The organism is Schumannella luteola (assembly GCF_013408685.1).
GTDB lineage: Bacteria > Actinomycetota > Actinomycetes > Actinomycetales > Microbacteriaceae > Schumannella > Schumannella luteola.
Window position 1 is genome coordinate 2,959,160 of sequence record NZ_JACBZY010000001.1, and the last position, 14,990, is coordinate 2,974,149.

At 73.7% G+C, this 14,990-nt stretch carries 16 protein-coding genes; all 16 read right to left on the reverse strand.

All coding sequences use genetic code 11. The features are described from left to right. Window positions 1-2: 2 nt before the first annotated feature. Window positions 3-233 carry a DUF6704 family protein gene (locus BJ979_RS13440; protein ID WP_141163664.1) on the reverse strand — a complete coding sequence of 77 codons (231 nt, stop codon included), beginning with the start codon at window positions 231-233 and terminating at the stop codon, window positions 3-5. A 102-nt stretch (window positions 234-335) separates the two neighbouring features. Then, on the reverse strand, window positions 336-1,046 hold the full coding sequence (locus BJ979_RS13445; protein ID WP_179568618.1) for a Trp biosynthesis-associated membrane protein: 711 nt from the start codon (window positions 1,044-1,046) through the stop codon (window positions 336-338). Continuing rightward, the gene (locus BJ979_RS13450; RefSeq protein WP_179568620.1) at window positions 1,043-2,593 is read right to left on the reverse strand and encodes an anthranilate synthase component I; all 1,551 of its coding nucleotides are present in this window, start codon (window positions 2,591-2,593) and stop codon (window positions 1,043-1,045) included. Before BJ979_RS13450 ends, BJ979_RS13445 begins: the two co-directional genes overlap by 4 nt. Continuing rightward, complete coding sequence (gene hisI / locus BJ979_RS13455; protein WP_179568622.1) at window positions 2,590-3,054, reverse strand: phosphoribosyl-AMP cyclohydrolase; 465 nt, start codon at window positions 3,052-3,054, stop codon at window positions 2,590-2,592. The genes BJ979_RS13450 and hisI overlap by 4 nt, the downstream gene beginning before the upstream one ends. After that, on the reverse strand, window positions 3,051-3,812 hold the full coding sequence (hisF, locus tag BJ979_RS13460; protein ID WP_179568624.1) for an imidazole glycerol phosphate synthase subunit HisF: 762 nt from the start codon (window positions 3,810-3,812) through the stop codon (window positions 3,051-3,053). Before hisF ends, hisI begins: the two co-directional genes overlap by 4 nt. A gap of 11 nt (window positions 3,813-3,823) precedes the next feature. Then, the gene (gene hisG / locus BJ979_RS13465; RefSeq protein WP_179568626.1) at window positions 3,824-4,663 is read right to left on the reverse strand and encodes an ATP phosphoribosyltransferase; all 840 of its coding nucleotides are present in this window, start codon (window positions 4,661-4,663) and stop codon (window positions 3,824-3,826) included. A gap of 52 nt (window positions 4,664-4,715) precedes the next feature. Beyond that, window positions 4,716-4,979 (reverse strand): phosphoribosyl-ATP diphosphatase, encoded by a 264-nt coding sequence (locus tag BJ979_RS13470; RefSeq protein ID WP_179568628.1) that lies wholly within the window; start codon window positions 4,977-4,979, stop codon window positions 4,716-4,718. A gap of 100 nt (window positions 4,980-5,079) precedes the next feature. After that, entirely contained in the window at window positions 5,080-5,448 is a 369-nt protein-coding gene (locus BJ979_RS13475) for an FKBP-type peptidyl-prolyl cis-trans isomerase (protein WP_179568630.1), read from the reverse strand. 37 nt (window positions 5,449-5,485) lie between these two features. Continuing rightward, window positions 5,486-6,148, reverse strand: coding sequence for a ribulose-phosphate 3-epimerase (rpe, locus tag BJ979_RS13480; RefSeq protein ID WP_179568632.1), 663 nt, complete (start codon window positions 6,146-6,148; stop codon window positions 5,486-5,488). A gap of 55 nt (window positions 6,149-6,203) precedes the next feature. After that, window positions 6,204-7,847, reverse strand: a complete 1,644-nt coding sequence (locus BJ979_RS13485) for an RsmB/NOP family class I SAM-dependent RNA methyltransferase (RefSeq protein ID WP_179568634.1) — start codon at window positions 7,845-7,847, stop codon at window positions 6,204-6,206. Continuing rightward, on the reverse strand, window positions 7,844-8,764 hold the full coding sequence (fmt, locus tag BJ979_RS13490) for a methionyl-tRNA formyltransferase (protein ID WP_179568636.1): 921 nt from the start codon (window positions 8,762-8,764) through the stop codon (window positions 7,844-7,846). Before fmt ends, BJ979_RS13485 begins: the two co-directional genes overlap by 4 nt. Before the next feature lie 304 nt (window positions 8,765-9,068). Next, window positions 9,069-11,144, reverse strand: a complete 2,076-nt coding sequence (locus BJ979_RS13495) for a primosomal protein N' family DNA-binding protein (protein ID WP_343046702.1) — start codon at window positions 11,142-11,144, stop codon at window positions 9,069-9,071. A 2-nt stretch (window positions 11,145-11,146) separates the two neighbouring features. Further along, window positions 11,147-12,343: a methionine adenosyltransferase gene (gene metK / locus BJ979_RS13500; RefSeq protein ID WP_179568637.1), complete on the reverse strand. Its 1,197-nt coding sequence runs from the start codon at window positions 12,341-12,343 to the stop codon at window positions 11,147-11,149. An 86-nt stretch (window positions 12,344-12,429) separates the two neighbouring features. Then, window positions 12,430-13,698 carry a bifunctional phosphopantothenoylcysteine decarboxylase/phosphopantothenate--cysteine ligase CoaBC gene (gene coaBC / locus BJ979_RS13505; RefSeq protein WP_179568638.1) on the reverse strand — a complete coding sequence of 423 codons (1,269 nt, stop codon included), beginning with the start codon at window positions 13,696-13,698 and terminating at the stop codon, window positions 12,430-12,432. A 33-nt stretch (window positions 13,699-13,731) separates the two neighbouring features. Next, window positions 13,732-14,001 carry a DNA-directed RNA polymerase subunit omega gene (rpoZ, locus tag BJ979_RS13510; protein WP_141163677.1) on the reverse strand — a complete coding sequence of 90 codons (270 nt, stop codon included), beginning with the start codon at window positions 13,999-14,001 and terminating at the stop codon, window positions 13,732-13,734. Window positions 14,002-14,060: 59 nt separating this feature from the next. Next, window positions 14,061-14,945 (reverse strand): hypothetical protein, encoded by an 885-nt coding sequence (locus BJ979_RS13515; RefSeq protein ID WP_179568639.1) that lies wholly within the window; start codon window positions 14,943-14,945, stop codon window positions 14,061-14,063. Between the last annotated feature and the right edge of the window lie 45 nt (window positions 14,946-14,990).

A 14,990-nucleotide genomic window follows, 5' to 3' on the forward strand; every position in this document is an offset into this window, starting at 1 on the left:
CTTTAGTCGTGAGCCTTCGGAACGTAGCGGGCTCCCCCGACGCCGTAGCCGGCCTTCTTGAGGATGCCGCCGACGATGAGGCCGACCACGAGGAGTCCGGCGCTCGCCCAGACGACCCACGCGACGTCCAGGAAGAAGGCGACGGTGCCGATCGCGAAGGCGATGAGCATGATCACTACGGCCGTCCATGCCGCGGGCGAATTGCCGTGGCCGGGGTCGTTCTCTTCCGACACAGGTGACTCCTTCTCGGGGGTGTTCGTTCAGTCTATCGGCCCGACCGACGCAGCCGGGACGGACGCGGGGCGCGGCGGCGATCGCGGGTGCGCCCGCGTCGATCAGCGGGTGGGGTCGTCGCCCTCGCTCAGGGCGTCCCAGTCGGCGACGGCGTCGCGGGATGACGGCGGGGCGACGGAGGATCCGGGCGCGTCGGCGGCGGCGCGAGCGCCGGATCCGGGCGCGTCGACGGCCGGCGCCGTGTCGTCGAAGGCCTCCGCGGCGTCGCGCCCGTCGGGCGCCACCAGACGGGTGCGGGTGTAGCGACGCGACGACACCGGCCACCGCGTCGCCGTGACGGCGACCAGCAGGCCGAGCAGCGCGACCACGATCCCCGCGACGAGCGCGAGCGCGGGCCATCCGGAGCCGTCGACGCGATCCACGAGGTCGGCGGCGTGCTGACCGGAGATGCCGGCCGTCTCGCGCAGCACCGAGCTCGACGCCCGCGCCGGGTCGCCGATCGTCAGCGCGGCCTGCAGCGTGATGCAGCCGCCGAGCGCGATCTGCAGCACGCCGAGGATGATGCGGAACGCCACCCCGGCGAGGGCGAGCGCGGCGACCAGCACGAGGCCGGTCAGGGCGAGCGCGAGCAGCGGGCCGGCAGCGACCTGACCGGAGGCCGGGATCGCGCGGTCGTCGAGGTGCAGCACGTACCACTGCTGGCTCCAGGCCAGCAGCACGACGCCGTTGCCAGCGAGCAGCGCGAGCAGGCTCAGGCCCTTGAGCCGGCCTCCGCGCTTCGCGGAGCTCTCGGGCTCGGCGGGCGCGCTCATCCCAGCCTCCGCAGCGCGTTCGCGACGGCGACGGCACGCAGCGGCGCCGCGGCCTTGTTGCGCGACTCCTCGAGCTCGGTCTGCGGGTCGGAGTCGGCGACCAGACCGGCTCCCGCCTGCACGTGCGCGCGGCCGTCGATGAGGGTCGCGGTGCGGATCGCGATCGCGAGGTCCGCATCCCCGGCCAGGTCGATGTAGCCCACCACTCCCCCGTAGACGCCGCGCTGCGCGGGCTCGAGCTCGTCGATGATCTCGAGGGCCCGCGGCTTCGGCGCACCGGAGAGCGTGCCGGCCGGGAAGGTCGCCCGGAAGACGTCGATCGGCGTGACCGTGTCGCGCAGGTCGCCCTCGACGCTCGAGACGAGATGCATGATGTGGCTGAAGCGCTCGACCTGCATGAACTCGGTCACCTCGACGGTGCCGGCGACGCTGACCTTCGAGAGGTCGTTGCGGGCCAGGTCGACGAGCATGAGGTGCTCGGCCCGCTCCTTCGGATCCGCGAGAAGCTCCTCGGCGAGGTCGAGGTCGTGCTCGGGCGTGGCGCCGCGGGGGCGCGAGCCGGCGATCGGGTGCATGTACACCCGCTTCTCCTGCACCTTGAAGAGCGCCTCGGGGCTCGAGCCGACCACGCTGTAGGGGCGGCCGTCGGGCGTCGCCAGGCTCAGCAGGTACATGTACGGGCTCGGGTTGAGCGTGCGCAGCACCCGGTAGACGTCGAGCGGCTCGGCGGTGAGCTCGGCGTCGAAGCGCTGCGAGATGACGACCTGGAAGACGTCGCCGTCGCGGATGAAGTCCTTCGAGCGCACGACCTCGTCGCGGTACTCCTGCTCGTCCTGGCGCGGCTCGGGCTGCGGCGGCAGGCTGAGGTCGACGTCGCCGATCCACGCCTCGGACGGCTGCGCCAGGCCGGACTGCAGCGCGTCGAGGCGCGACTGCGCGTCCGACCAGAGCGCGTCCGGCGCGTCCGTGCCGTCGTTGAGGACGGAGGCGATCAGCGTCGCCGTGCCGGTGCGGTGATCGAGCACCACGAGCTCGGCGACGAGGCCGAGCGCCTGACCCGGGATGTCGTAGTCGGCGGGCGGCGCGTCGGGCAGGCGCTCGATCTGACGGATCGCCTCCCAGCCGATGAAGCCGACCAGGCCGCCGGTGAGGGGCGGATGCCCGGGCACGCGCGGCGTGCTCCAGCGGCGGTAGAGGTGCTCGAGCGCCGCGAGCGGACCGGTCGGGGCGTCGGCGCCGAGGGCGCGCTCCGCCGAGACGCCGGTGTCGATCCAGTGCGCGCGGGCGCCGGTCTCGGGGTCGGTCGAGGTGCTGTCGCCGGTCTGGGTCAGCACGCCGAAGGAGCTGACGCCGATGAAGGAGTAGCGCGACCAGATGCCGCCCTGCTCCGCCGACTCGAGCAGGAAGGTGCCCGGGCGTCCGGCGGCGAGCTTGCGGTAGACCCCGACGGGCGTCTCGCCGTCGGCGAAGAGCTCGCGCAGCACGGGCACGATGCGGTGCCCGGCGTCGAGGGCGGCGTCGAAGTCGGTGCGCGACGTCGAGGTCATTCGGTGCTCTCTCCCGCGGTGTCGTTCGAAGTCTGCTGGTCGGCATCCGCCGTCGTGTCGTCGGGGAACTCGGCGTCGTCGGCCGAGGAGCCGACCACGGGCTCGAGCGGATCCACGTCGAAGCAGGCCCGCGCGCCCGTGTGGCAGGCCGGGCCGAGCTGCTCGACCCGCACCAGGAGCGTATCCCCGTCGCAGTCGAGCGCCGCCGTCTTCACGTACTGGCGGTGGCCGGAGGTGTCGCCCTTGCGCCAGTACTCCTGGCGCGAGCGCGACCAGAACGTCACCCGGCCCTCGGTGAGGGTGCGGCGCAGCGCCTCGTCGTCCATGTAGCCGAGCATGAGCACGGCGCCGTCGGTGTCGTCCTGGATGATCGCGGGCAGCAGGCCGTCGCGGTTCCAGCTGACCCGGGCGACGACGGCCTCCGGGGTCTGATCGCTCGCGCTGTCGGTGGTCCAGCTCATCGCACCGCCACCCCTTCCGCGGCCATCGCCGCCTTGACCTCGCCGATCGTCAGCTCGCGGTTGTGGAACACGCTCGCCGCGAGCACCGCGTCGGCGCCGGCCTCGACCGCCGGAGCGAAGTCCGCGGCCTTCCCGGCGCCGCCGCTCGCGATGACCGGCACGCTGCTCAGCTCGCGCACCGCGCGGATGAGCTCCAGGTCGAAGCCCTGCTTCGTGCCGTCGGCGTCGATCGAGTTGACCAGCAGCTCGCCGGCGCCGCGCTCGATCGCCTCGCGGGCCCAGGCCAGCGCATCCAGCTCGGTCTCGGTGCGGCCGCCGTGGGTCGTCACGACGAAGCCGCTCGGGGTGCGCTCGCTGCGCTTGATGTCGAGGCTCAGCACGAGCGCCTGCGCGCCGAAGCGGTCAGCGATCTCGCCGAGCAGCTCGGGCCGGGCGATCGCCGCGCTGTTGACGCCGACCTTGTCGGCGCCGCAGCCCTGCAGCCGGGCCACGTCCTCGGTGGAGCGCACGCCGCCGCCGACGGTCAGCGGGATGAAGACCTGCTCGGCCGTGCGGGTGACGACCTCGTAGGTCGTGGCGCGCTCATCCACCGTCGCCGTGACGTCGAGGAAGGTGATCTCGTCGGCGCCCTGCGCGTAGTAGAGCGCGGCGAGCTCGACCGGGTCGCCGGCGTCGCGCAGGTCGAGGAAGTTGACGCCCTTGACGACGCGCCCGCCGGACACGTCGAGACAGGGGATGACGCGGGTCGGAACCGACATGGCGACCCGCCTCAGATGCGCGCGGCGTGGATGGGCGTCACCAGGATGGCGCGCGCACCCAGCGCGTACAGCTCGTCCATGAGCGCGTTGGTCTCGCGGCGCGGGACCATCACCCGCACGGCGACCCACTCGCGGTCGCGCAGGGGCGACACCGTCGGCGACTCGAGACCGGGCGTCACCGCGACGGCGGCGTCGACCAGAGCGGCCGGCAGGTCGTAGTCCATGAGCACGTACTGGTGCGCGACCAGGACGCCCTGGATGCGACGACGCAGCGTGTCGAGGCCGGGCACCTCGGGCCGCGCCGCGATGAGCACGCCGCTCGACTCGAGGATCGGCGGGCCGAAGACCTCGAGGCCCTGCTTGCGCAGGGTCGATCCGGTCTCGACCACGTCGGCGATCGCATCCGCGACACCGAGCTTGATCGCCGACTCGACGGCGCCGTCGAGGCGCACGATCGAGGCGGAGAGGCCGTCGCGGCCGAGGAAGTCGCTGACGAGACCCTCGTAGCTGGTCGCGATGCGCAGGCCCTCGAGCTGGCTCACGTCGTGGAAGGCGCCGGCGGGCCCGGCGAAGCGGAAGGTGGAGGCGCCGAAGTCGAGCGCCTCGACCTCGACGGCGCTCGAGCGCGAGTCGAGCAGCAGGTCGCGGCCGGTGAAGCCGACATCCAGAGCGCCCGAGCCGACGTAGGTGGCGATGTCGCGCGGGCGGAGGTAGAAGAACTCCACGCCGTTGCGCGGGTCGGAGACGGTGAGCTCCTTCGGGTCGCGGCGCGTGGCGTAGCCCGCCTCGCGCAGCATCTCGACGGAGGACTCGGAGAGCGCGCCCTTGTTGGGCACGGCGATTCGCAGCATCGGTTCTTTCTCTTCGATCAGAGGGTTCACGGGGAGGGTGAGCGGGAACTGATCAGAGATGTCGGTAGACGTCCTGCAGGCTGAGGCCCTTCGCGAGCATCATCACCTGCAGGTGGTACAGCAGCTGGGAGATCTCCTCCGCCGCCTCGTCGTCGCTCTGGAACTCCGCGGCCATCCAGACCTCGGCGGCCTCTTCGACGATCTTCTTGCCGATGGCGTGCACTCCCGCGTCGAGCTGCGCGACCGTGCCGGACCCCTCGGGGCGGGCGGCGGCCTTCTCGCTGAGCTCGGCGAACAGCGTGTCGAACGTCTTCACGAGGATCCAGGCTACCGGGCGCGGGAGGGTGCCCGGTGCGAACGAGCGCGCGGCGCGGGCCCCGAGGAGCACCGCGCCGCGCGAGGGAGTGGGAACGCGCTTACTTCGCGTCCAGCAGGTCGATCACGAACACCAGGGTGCGCCCGCCCAGGCGGTGACCGGAGCCGGCGGGGCCGTAGGCGAGGTGCGGCGGCACGACGAGCTGGCGACGACCGCCGACCTTCATGCCGGGGATGCCGTCCTTCCAGCCCTGGATGAGGTTGGTGAGGGGGAACTGGATCGACTCGCCGCGGTTCCAGCTCGAGTCGAACTCGTCGCCCGACTCGAAGTCGACGCCGACGTAGTGCACGTCGACGAGGCCGCCGGCGACGGCCTCCGCTCCGGTGCCGACCTCGAGGTCGGTGATGACGAGCTCGGTCGGGGCCGGGCCCTCGATGAAGTCGATCTCGGGCTTGGTCTTGTCAGTCATGCGACCAGTCAAGCAGGTTCGACCCGCGTCGACAGCGTCAGTGCGCGTGGGCGGCGGCCGCGGCGCGCAGCCCGGCGATCGCCTCACCCGCGTGCGGGGCGCCGTAGACGCTCGAGCCGGCGACGAAAGTGTCGGCGCCCGCGGCGGCGGCGACCTCGATCGTGTCGAGCGTGATGCCGCCGTCGACCTGCAGCCAGACGTCGGAGCCGGCCGCGTCGGCCGCGGCGCGCACCGCGGCGACCTTGGCCATCTGGTCGGCCATGAACGACTGCCCGCCGAAGCCCGGCTCGACCGTCATGACGAGGACCTGGTCGAACTCGGGCAGCAGTTCGAGGTAGGGCTCCACCGCCGTGCCCGGTTTGAGCGCGAGCCCGGCTCGGGAGCCGATCTCGCGCAGACGACGCGCGAGCTTCACCGGCTCGTCGGTCGCCTCGGCGTGGAAGGTGACCGAGAACGCGCCCAGCTCGGCGTAGCCGGGGGCCCAGCGGTCCACATCCTCGATCATCAGGTGGATGTCGAGCCCGATCGGCGACACCGCCTGGATGCGCTGCACCATCTGCGGGCCGAAGGTCAGGTTCGGCACGAAGTGGTTGTCCATGACGTCGACGTGCACGTAGTCGGCGTCGGCGATGCGCGCGAGCTCGGCCTCCATGTTGACGAAGTCGGCGGAGAGGATGCTCGGTTCGATGCGCACGGTCACGGAGCGACCCTAGCGAGGGGCATCTCCGAGATCACGCGGTCGGCGCAGAGCGGTCTCATTCCGCGTCGGTCCGCGTCAGCAGCTGGATGAACATCGCATCCGTCCCGTGCCGGTGCGGCCAGAGCTGCGCGGCCGTGTCGGCCGCGTCGCCCTCGGGGGTCAGCGCGAGGTCGCGGGTCGCGATCGGGGCGAGCGCGGCCGGGGTGTCGACCGCGCGCAGACCCGGATGACGCGTGAGCGCACCGTCAACGACCTCGCGCGTCTCGGCGAGGTGCGGCGAGCAGGTGACGTAGGCGATCAGGCCGCCGGGCCGCAGGGCCTCGACGGCGGCATCCAGCAGCTCGCCCTGCAGCGCGGCCAGCTCGGCGACGTCGTCGGGGTGCTTGCGCCAGCGCGCCTCGGGGCGGCGACGCAGAGCTCCGAGACCGGTGCACGGCGCGTCGAGCAGGATGCGGTCGAACTGATCGGGGCCGGTGATCGATCCGGCGGGTCCGGCTCCGAAGCGGCGTCCGTCGCCCTCGAGCACCTCGGGCGGCTCGGGCAGCACGTCGAGCGCGCGGCGCACGAGTCCCGCGCGGGCGGGGATCAGCTCGTTCGCGAGCAGGGTCGCTCCGGTGCGCGCCGCCTCGGCCGCGAGCAGGGCGGCCTTGCCGCCGGGGCCGGCGCAGAGGTCGAGCCAGCGCTCCCCCGGTTCGACCGGACGGCTGCGGCTCAGAGCGAGCGCGGCGAGCTGGGAGCCCTGGTCCTGCACGCGGGCGCGGCCGTCGGCGACGGCGGGGATCGCGGCGGGGTCGCCGGAGGCGGCCACGAGACCGAGGGGCGAGACGCCGTCGATCTCGGCGGACGGCGCGATGTCGGAGGGGCCGGTTTCGCCGCCCGTGATGTCGTCCGGCTCGGCGAGTCCCGGCAGCGCGACGAGATTCACCCGCGGCGGCACGTTGTCGGCGGCGAGCAGCTTGGCGAGCTCCTCCTCGCGGCCGGCGGCGGCCAGCGCGGCACGCAGCGCGGTGACGACCCACTCGGGATGCGCGTGCTCGACCGCGAGGCGGGCATCCCCGTCGACGTGCGCGGTGGCGCGGCGCAGCCAGGTCGCGGCGTCGTCGCGGGAGATCGTGCGCAGCACGCCGTTGACGAAGCCGGAGGCGTTCTTCGCGCCGGCGGCCCGGGTCAGCTCGACCGACTCGTCGACGGCGGCGTGCGCCGCGAGGTCCATGCCGAGCAGCTGGTGCGCGCCGAGGCGCAGCACGTCGAGCACAGGCGGGTCGATGCGGTCGGTCTCGCGGCCCGCGGCCAGCTCGATCACCCGGTCGTAGTAGCCCAGGCGACGCAGGGTGCCGTAGGCGAGCTCGGTCGCGAAGCCCGCGTCCCGCCCGGTGAGGCCGGCCTCGGCGATGCGGCTCGGCAGCAGCAGATTCGCGTAGGCGTCGTCGGCGGTGACGGCCCGGATGACGTCGAAGGCCACCTGCCGCGGCACGGTCACGCGCGGACGCGGCGGGCGCGGCGGCTCGGACGCGCGCTCGGCGCGGCGGCGATCGCGGTCGGCGCGCTCGCGACGCTCCTCGCGCTGGTAGCGGGCCTCGCGGTCGTCGGCGCTCTCGCGAGGCGAACGGCGACCGCGGTCTCCGGCGCCGCCGCGGCGGTCGTCCCGACCGCGTCCCGAGCCGCCCGGGGCACCCGGGCGACGACCCTCGCCGCTCACGAGAGCACCGTCGCACCCTGGCGTCCGCGCCACCAGTCGGCGGCGCGCATGCCCTTCTTGCCGGCGGGCTGCACCTCGCTCAGCTCGAGCGGCGTGTCGGCGGTGCCGACCACGACCTGCCCGGCACGGAGGTCGACTGCGCCCGGCGCGAGCGGGGCGACGTCGTGCGCGAGGGCGCCGGCGAGCACCTTGAAGCGCTCGCCGTCGAGGGTCGTCCAGGCACCCGGCTCGGGCGTCACGCCGCGCAGGCGGGCCACGAGCTCGGCACCCGGACGGGTCCAGTCGAGTCGTCCGTCGTCGAGGGTCAGCTTGGGGGCGAAGCTCGGCTCGCCCGTCTGCTCGGTGAGGGTCGCCGTGCCGGCTGCCAGCGCATCCACGGTGTCGCTCAGCAGCTCGGCGCCGGAGTCGGCGAGCCGGGTCAGCAGCTCGCCCGCCGTCGTGTGCCGGCCGACCGGCGACGACTGCATCGCGAGCAGCGGACCCGCATCCAGCTCCTCGACGAGACGGAACACGCTCGCGCCCGTCGTCTCGTCACCGGCGATGAGGGCGTGCTGCACCGGGGCGGCGCCGCGCCAGGCGGGCAGCAGCGAGAAGTGCAGGTTGATCCAGCCGAGGCGCGGGGCCGAGAGCAGCGGCTCGCGGATGAGCCCGCCGTACGCGACGACAACGCCGAGGTCGGCCTCGAGCGCGATCAGCTCCTCGGTGACCGGCGCGAGCCGCGCGGCGCGAACCACCGGGACGCCGGCCTCCTCCGCGACCTCGGCGACCGGCGTCGGGGTGAGCACGCGCTTACGCCCCTGCGGCGTGTCGGGGCGGGTCACGACGGCGGCGACCTCGTGCGGCGAGGCGAGCAGGTGCCGCAGGCTCGGCACGGCGGCGGCGGGTGAGCCCGCGAAGATCAGACGGAGCGAAGACATCCCGCCGATCCTCCCACGCAGGACGCGGCGTCCAGCGCGATGGCCTGACCACCCGGGATCTCTCGCGACCCTCCCGAGGGTGGCCACGAAGTGCACGCCCCCACGGCGTGTCGCGTGCACTCTCTGGCCACCCAGAACACTCCACTCGCGCGGGTGGCCACGAAATACACGCCCCCACGGCGTGTCGCGTGCACTCTCTGGCCACCCGGGATTCCGCACGGCCCCAGGGCAGGACGACGTCTGCGGGACGACGGGACGCCGGGGCGGCGGAGGCGCCGGAGACGCCGGAGACGTCGGCGCGGACCTACTCGTCGAAGGGCGCCGGATCGTCGAAGATCACGCGCAGCGGCACCGGCTGGCGCCCGCGCTTGCGCTGATCGGGGCGGGCGCTGCGCCGGGTCGACGACAGCCGGATCATCTCGGCGCGCAGCTCGCCCGCGACCTCCGCGGCGATCCCGTAGTCGAGGCGCACGATCGCCCTCACGAGCCCCTCGGGCTGCGGCAGCGGCCCGAGCACGTCGAGCCCCGGACGCTGGATGCGGTCGAGCGCCGCGGTCACCACATCCGACGGTCCCAGCAGGGTCGCCGTGCGCACCGCCGGCGGGAAGCGCAGCGGGCGCCGGTCGGCGAGCTCGTCGCGCGCGTAGTCGGCGAGGCGCCAGGTGCTCAGAGCTGAGGCGAGCGCTCCGCCGACGCCGACCAGGACGGTCGGGGCGTCGTCGGCCGCGAGGGCCGTCGCATCCGCCCACCAGCGCAGGCAGTCCTCGCCGACGTGCAGGCTCTCGCGGGCGACCATGCGCTCGCCGTCGAGCAGCACGACGGCGCGGTAGCCGCCCGCGGCGATCGGCTCGGCGCCGCGTGTGGCGATGACGAGCGCGGGCTTGTCGTCGACGTGCTGCACCGGGTGCTCGCCGTCGGCCACGATCACGCGCTCGCCCGGGAAGGCGCGTCCCAGGTCTTCGGCGGTGCGCACCGAGCCGCTCCCCCGCGGGCGCAGCTTCACGCCGTCGCACTGCGCGCACTGCCACTGCGAGTCGGGCACGCCGCACCAGAGGCAGCTGACGACGCCGCCGCGTCCGCGCTGCTGCAGGGGGCCGCTGCACTGCCGGCAGCGGGCCGCGCTGCCGCAGTCGGCGCAGGCGAGGCCCGGGGCGAAGCCGGGCCGGGCGACCTGGAACAGCACCGGGCCCTTGCGCAGCGCCTCGCGGGCGGTCCGCCAGGCGCTCGACGGGATGCGCGCCCGCTCGGCGAGCTCGTCACGCGCGGTCAGGTTGGCGCTCGGCAGAACCGAGGGGCGAGGGATGCGCGCGGGAGCGACGGCTTCGAGGTAGTCGAGCTCGACCAGGCGCTGCACCTCGGTGCTGCGCACGTGCCCCGCGAAGAGCAGCGCACCGCCCTGCTGCTGCTGGCGCAGCAGCGCCGCATCCCGCGTGTGCACGTAGGGCGCGTGCGGCTCGCGGTGCAGCGGGTCGCCGTCGTCCCAGAGCGCGACCAGTCCGAGCTTCTCGGCGGGCGCGTAGACGGCCGAACGGGTTCCGACGACGATGCACGGGCCGTCGATCGCCCGCAGCAGCGCGCGGTATCGCTGGGAGGGCGTGCCGGCCGCATCCCAGCGCACGATCACCTCCTCGGGCACGAGCGCGGTGAGCGCGGCGAGCAGCTGCTCGATGTCGCGGTAGTCGGGCAGGGCGAGGATCGCGGTGCCGCCACCCGCGAGCGAGAGTCGGGCGGTCTCGGCGAGGGTCACGGCCCAGCGCCCGACCCAGTCGCCCGCCGGGGTCTTCGTGACGCCGGTGAGCGCCTGCAGCGCGGCGCGACGCCCCTCGCGCACGACCGCGTCGAGGGTGTCGGGAGCGTGCTGGGTGATGCCCGCCGGCGCGGTCACCTCGCGCGCAACGGCCCGCAGCCGCTCGACCTCCTCGGGCTCGCGCTCGAGCCACGCCTTCTCGACCCGGGCCTGCCTCTTCGGCACCGCGAGCCGCAGCACGTCGGATGCGGAGCCGGCCGCGCGGGTCGACACGCCGCGCGCGAGCGCCCATACCTCCGGCCGCAGCAGCGGAACCGGCGAGACCACCTCCTCGAGGTCGCTCAGCGGCCCCGGGAACTCCTGCTGGTCGGTCAGCTCGACGACCAGCGCATCGACCGTGCGTCCCACGGTGCGCAGCGGCGCGCGCACCCGCACGCCGGGCGCGACCGCATCCGTCAGCTGAGCCGGGATGCGGTACTCGAGCAGCCGGTCGAGCTGCGGCAGCGGCGAGTCGAGCAGCACCCGGGCGATGATCGGGGCGCCGACGTTCGCGGCCGGGAACAGGCCGGCGGGCGCGCTCGACGCCCCGGGCAGGTCGTCCGTGCCCGGGCTCGCGTCAGCGGCCCCGGGCACGCTCAGAGTCCGGCGGACTCGCGGAGCGCATCCACGCGGTCGAGGCGCTCCCAGGTGAAGTCGGGCAGCTCGCGGCCGAAGTGGCCGTAGGTCGCCGTCTGGGCGTAGATCGGGCGCAGCAGGTCGAGGTCGCGGATGATCGCGGCCGGGCGCAGGTCGAAGACCTCGCGGATCGCGCTCGCGATGCGCTCCTCGGGCAGGTGCGCCGTGCCGAAGGTCTCGACGTAGAGGCCGACCGGGGCGGCCGCGCCGATCGCGTAGGCGACCTGCACCTCGAGCCGGTCGGCGAGCCCCGCGGCGACCGCGTTCTTCGCGACCCAGCGCATGGCGTAGGCGGCCGAGCGGTCGACCTTCGACGGGTCCTTGCCGCTGAAGGCGCCGCCGCCGTGACGGGCCGCGCCGCCGTAAGTGTCGACGATGATCTTGCGGCCGGTGAGGCCGGCGTCGCCCTGCGGGCCGCCGATCTCGAACTTGCCGGTGGGGTTCACGAGCACCTTGTGGGCGGTGGAGTCGAGGTCGACCTCGGCGAGCACCGGGTCGATGACGATCTCGCGCACGGCGGCGCGCAGGTCGTCGAGCGCGATCGACGGGGCGTGCTGGGTCGAGAGCACGACCGTGTCGATCGTGCGCGGCACGGTGCCCTCGTAGCCGACCGTGACCTGGGTCTTGCCGTCGGGGCGCAGCCAGTCGACGACGCCGTCGTGGCGAACGCGGGCGAGGCGCTCGCTGAGGCGGTGCGCCAGCCAGATCGGCAGCGGCATGAGGCTCGGCGTCTCGGTGGTGGCGAAGCCGAACATGATGCCCTGGTCGCCGGCGCCCTGGCGGTCGAGCTCGTCGATGCTCGACTGCTCGCGCGCCTCGTAGGCGGAGTCGACGCCCTGGGCGATGTCGGGCGACTGCCCGCCGATCGAGACGGTGACGCCGCAGGAGCGGCCGTCGAACCAGACGTCCGACGAGGTGTAGCCGATGTCGGTGATGCGCTTGCGCACGATGCCGGGGATGTCGACGTAGCCGGTCGTCGAGACCTCGCCGGCGACGTGCACCAGGCCGGTCGTGACGAGCGTCTCGACGGCGACGCGGGCGCCGGGGTCGACCTCGAGCAGGGCGTCGAGGATCGAGTCGCTGATCTGGTCGCAGATCTTGTCGGGGTGGCCCTCGGTGACCGATTCCGAGGTGAACAGGCGCAGGGGGGTGCTCATGGGCGCTCCGGGGATCGTGGGGGTGGCGTCGCGATCAGGCGCTCGTCTGCGCGGGGCAGCGCGAGCGCGGGATGCGACGTCACCGCTCAGGTGGTGCGGGCCGCGTCGGCGGCGGTCTCGGTGACGAGATCGAGGATACGGTCGGCGACCGACGCTTTACTCCCCGTTGCTTCGGCGCGGATCTCTCCGGCCGCGTCGATGACGATGATCTCGTTCGTCTCGGCCTGGAATCCCTCGTGCCAGCCGACGCGGTTGAGCACGAGCAGGTCGACGCCCTTGCGGGCCGCCTTGGCGCGGCCGAGGGCGAGCTGCGCGTCGCGGTCGGGCTCGGTCTCGGCGGCGAAGCCGACGATCGTCTGACCCGGGCGCCGCACGCCGGTGAGCTCACGCAGGATGTCGGGGTTGCGCACGAGCCGCAGGGCGAGCTCGTCGCCCTGGTCGTCCTTCTTGATCTTCGCGGTGGCGATCTCGACGGGACGGTAGTCGGCGACGGCGGCGGCCATGATCACGACATCCGCCTCGTCGGTCGCGGCGAGGGCGGCCTCGCGCAGCTCGGCGGCGGTGCTGACGGCGACGACGCGCACGCCCGTCGGGGCGGCGATGTCGAGGTTCGCGGCGAGCAGGGTCACCTCGGCGCCGCGGGCGGCGGCGGCGAGGGCGAGCGCGACGCCCTGCCGGCCCGAGGAGCGGTTGCCGACGAAGCGCACGGGGTCGATCGGCTCGCGGGTGCCACCGGCGGTGACGAGCACGCGGCGCCCGGCGAGGTCCTGCGGGATCGCGGATGCTGCCGAGCCCGCGGTGGCACCGGCGGCGGCGGGCGAGGCGGACTTCCCCGGCAGCACGGCGAGCACCGCGTCGACGATCTCCTCCGGCTCGCTGAGCCGGCCCGGTCCGCTGTCGGCGCCGGTGAGCTGCCCGTCGGCGGGGCCGACGAACACCGCGCCGCGCTCGCGCAGCAGCGCCACGTTCGCGACGGTCGCCGGGTTCTGCCACATCTCGGTGTGCATCGCCGGAGCGATCACGAGCGGCGCGCGGGAGGCGAGCACGGTCGTGCCGAGCAGGTCGTCGGAGAGACCGGCAGCGAGCTTCGCGAGCGAGGCGGCGGTCGCCGGGGCGATCACGATCGCGTCGGCGCGCTGGCCGAGGGCGACGTGGCGCACCTCGCTGACGTCGTCGAAGACCGACGTCGTCACCGGGTTGCGGCTGATGGCCTCCCACGTGGGGAGGCCGACGAAGCGCAGCGCGGCATCCGTCGGCACGACGTGCACGTCATGACCGGCGAGCACGAGAGCGCGCACGACGGCGACGGCCTTGTAGGCCGCGATGCCGCCGGTCACGCCGACGACGATGTTCACGCTGGCTCCGCGGTCGAGGGCGTCGTCAGACGCTTACTCGGCCTCGGCGTTCGGGTCGGCGGCGAGCACCAGCTTGTCTTCGTTGATCTCGCGCATGGCGACCGAGAGCGGCTTGTCGTCGATCGTCGAGTCGACGAGCGGGCCGACGTTGTCGAAGAGCGAGCCCTCGTGCAGGTCGGCGTAGTAGTCGTTGATCTGGCGCGCGCGCTTCGAGGCGAAGATGACGAGCTGGTACTTCGACTCCACCTTCGAGAGCAGCTCGTCGATCGGCGGGTCGATGATGCCGGAGTTCTTGTCGGCCATGGTGCGCTCCTGACGGTTCGGAGGAAAAGACTCTCGATTCTAGCTGACGCCGGGCCCGCTCAGCTCGCGGCGCGCATCTGATCGAGCAGCCGGAACGCGGCGACCTCGTCGTCCGGCCCGCCGGTGTCGCCGAAGCGCACCCCCTGCGGGGCCCCGAGCAGCTCGACGAGGAAGATGAGCTCGAGCGCCTGCTCGGGGCGCAGCGCCGGGTCGAGCTGCGCCACGACGGCGCCCCACTGCTGCCCCATCGCGGTCGTGCACGGCAGCACCACGCTGTCGTAGCGCGGGTCGACACTGGCGCGCACCGCCGGACCGTTGCGGAACAGCAGCACGAGCTCGCCATCCCCCGACAGTCCTCCGACACCGGGATCCGGCAGCAGCGGTGAGTTCTTCGCCCGGCTGCGCAGTGCCCGCACGTTGGTGCGCACGACGAGCGCCAGATCGGCCCAGCGGATGAGCGGCACGGTGGGAAGGTGGATGCCGGCCATCGACACGCCGATGAACGAGGCGGGCCCGTCACCGAAGTACGGGCGCTGCGCCTCGGCCTCGGAGCGCATCCGCTCCTGCTTGGCGCGGGCCTCGCTCGCGCCCGCGAACAGCAGCGCCGGGCTCTGGTGGGCGATCGCCATGTACGTCCAGTACGAGCCGGTCGGGTCGATGGCCCGGGGCGCGACGGCCGCCAGCGAGTACTCGAAGCCGTATCGCCCGCCGCCGCGGAACCACGACCACCACTGCCCGCGATCGGCGCTGAACGCGGGTGTCGGGGTCGGAGAGGCGGGGTACCGGGAGATGACCGCGGTGGCATCGGCCCACAGGGGCACGGTGCCGGCGACCGGCTGACGGGTGGGATGCACCGGGTAGGCCTGCTGCGCCGGATCGAACGGCGGCGGGCCAGCTCGGAACCCCGGCTGCTCTGCGTAGCCGTAGCCGATTCCGTCGGTCACGGCGCCTCCGTTCGATCAGCGGGATTCGAGAGGGATCCTCGACCT

Excerpts from the sequence above, each read along its gene's own strand:
- BJ979_RS13445 (WP_179568618.1), bottom strand. The coding sequence starts at position 1,046 with ATGAGCGCGCCCGCCGAGCCCGAGAGCTCCGCGAAGCGCGGAGGCCGG.
- BJ979_RS13450 (WP_179568620.1), bottom strand. The coding sequence starts at position 2,593 with ATGACCTCGACGTCGCGCACCGACTTCGACGCCGCCCTCGACGCCGGG.
- hisI (WP_179568622.1), bottom strand. The coding sequence starts at position 3,054 with ATGAGCTGGACCACCGACAGCGCGAGCGATCAGACCCCGGAGGCCGTC.
- hisF (WP_179568624.1), bottom strand. The coding sequence starts at position 3,812 with ATGTCGGTTCCGACCCGCGTCATCCCCTGTCTCGACGTGTCCGGCGGG.
- hisG (WP_179568626.1), bottom strand. The coding sequence starts at position 4,663 with ATGCTGCGAATCGCCGTGCCCAACAAGGGCGCGCTCTCCGAGTCCTCC.
- BJ979_RS13475 (WP_179568630.1), bottom strand. The coding sequence starts at position 5,448 with ATGACTGACAAGACCAAGCCCGAGATCGACTTCATCGAGGGCCCGGCC.
- fmt (WP_179568636.1), bottom strand. The coding sequence starts at position 8,764 with ATGTCTTCGCTCCGTCTGATCTTCGCGGGCTCACCCGCCGCCGCCGTG.
- metK (WP_179568637.1), bottom strand. The coding sequence starts at position 12,343 with ATGAGCACCCCCCTGCGCCTGTTCACCTCGGAATCGGTCACCGAGGGC.
- rpoZ (WP_141163677.1), bottom strand. The coding sequence starts at position 14,001 with ATGGCCGACAAGAACTCCGGCATCATCGACCCGCCGATCGACGAGCTG.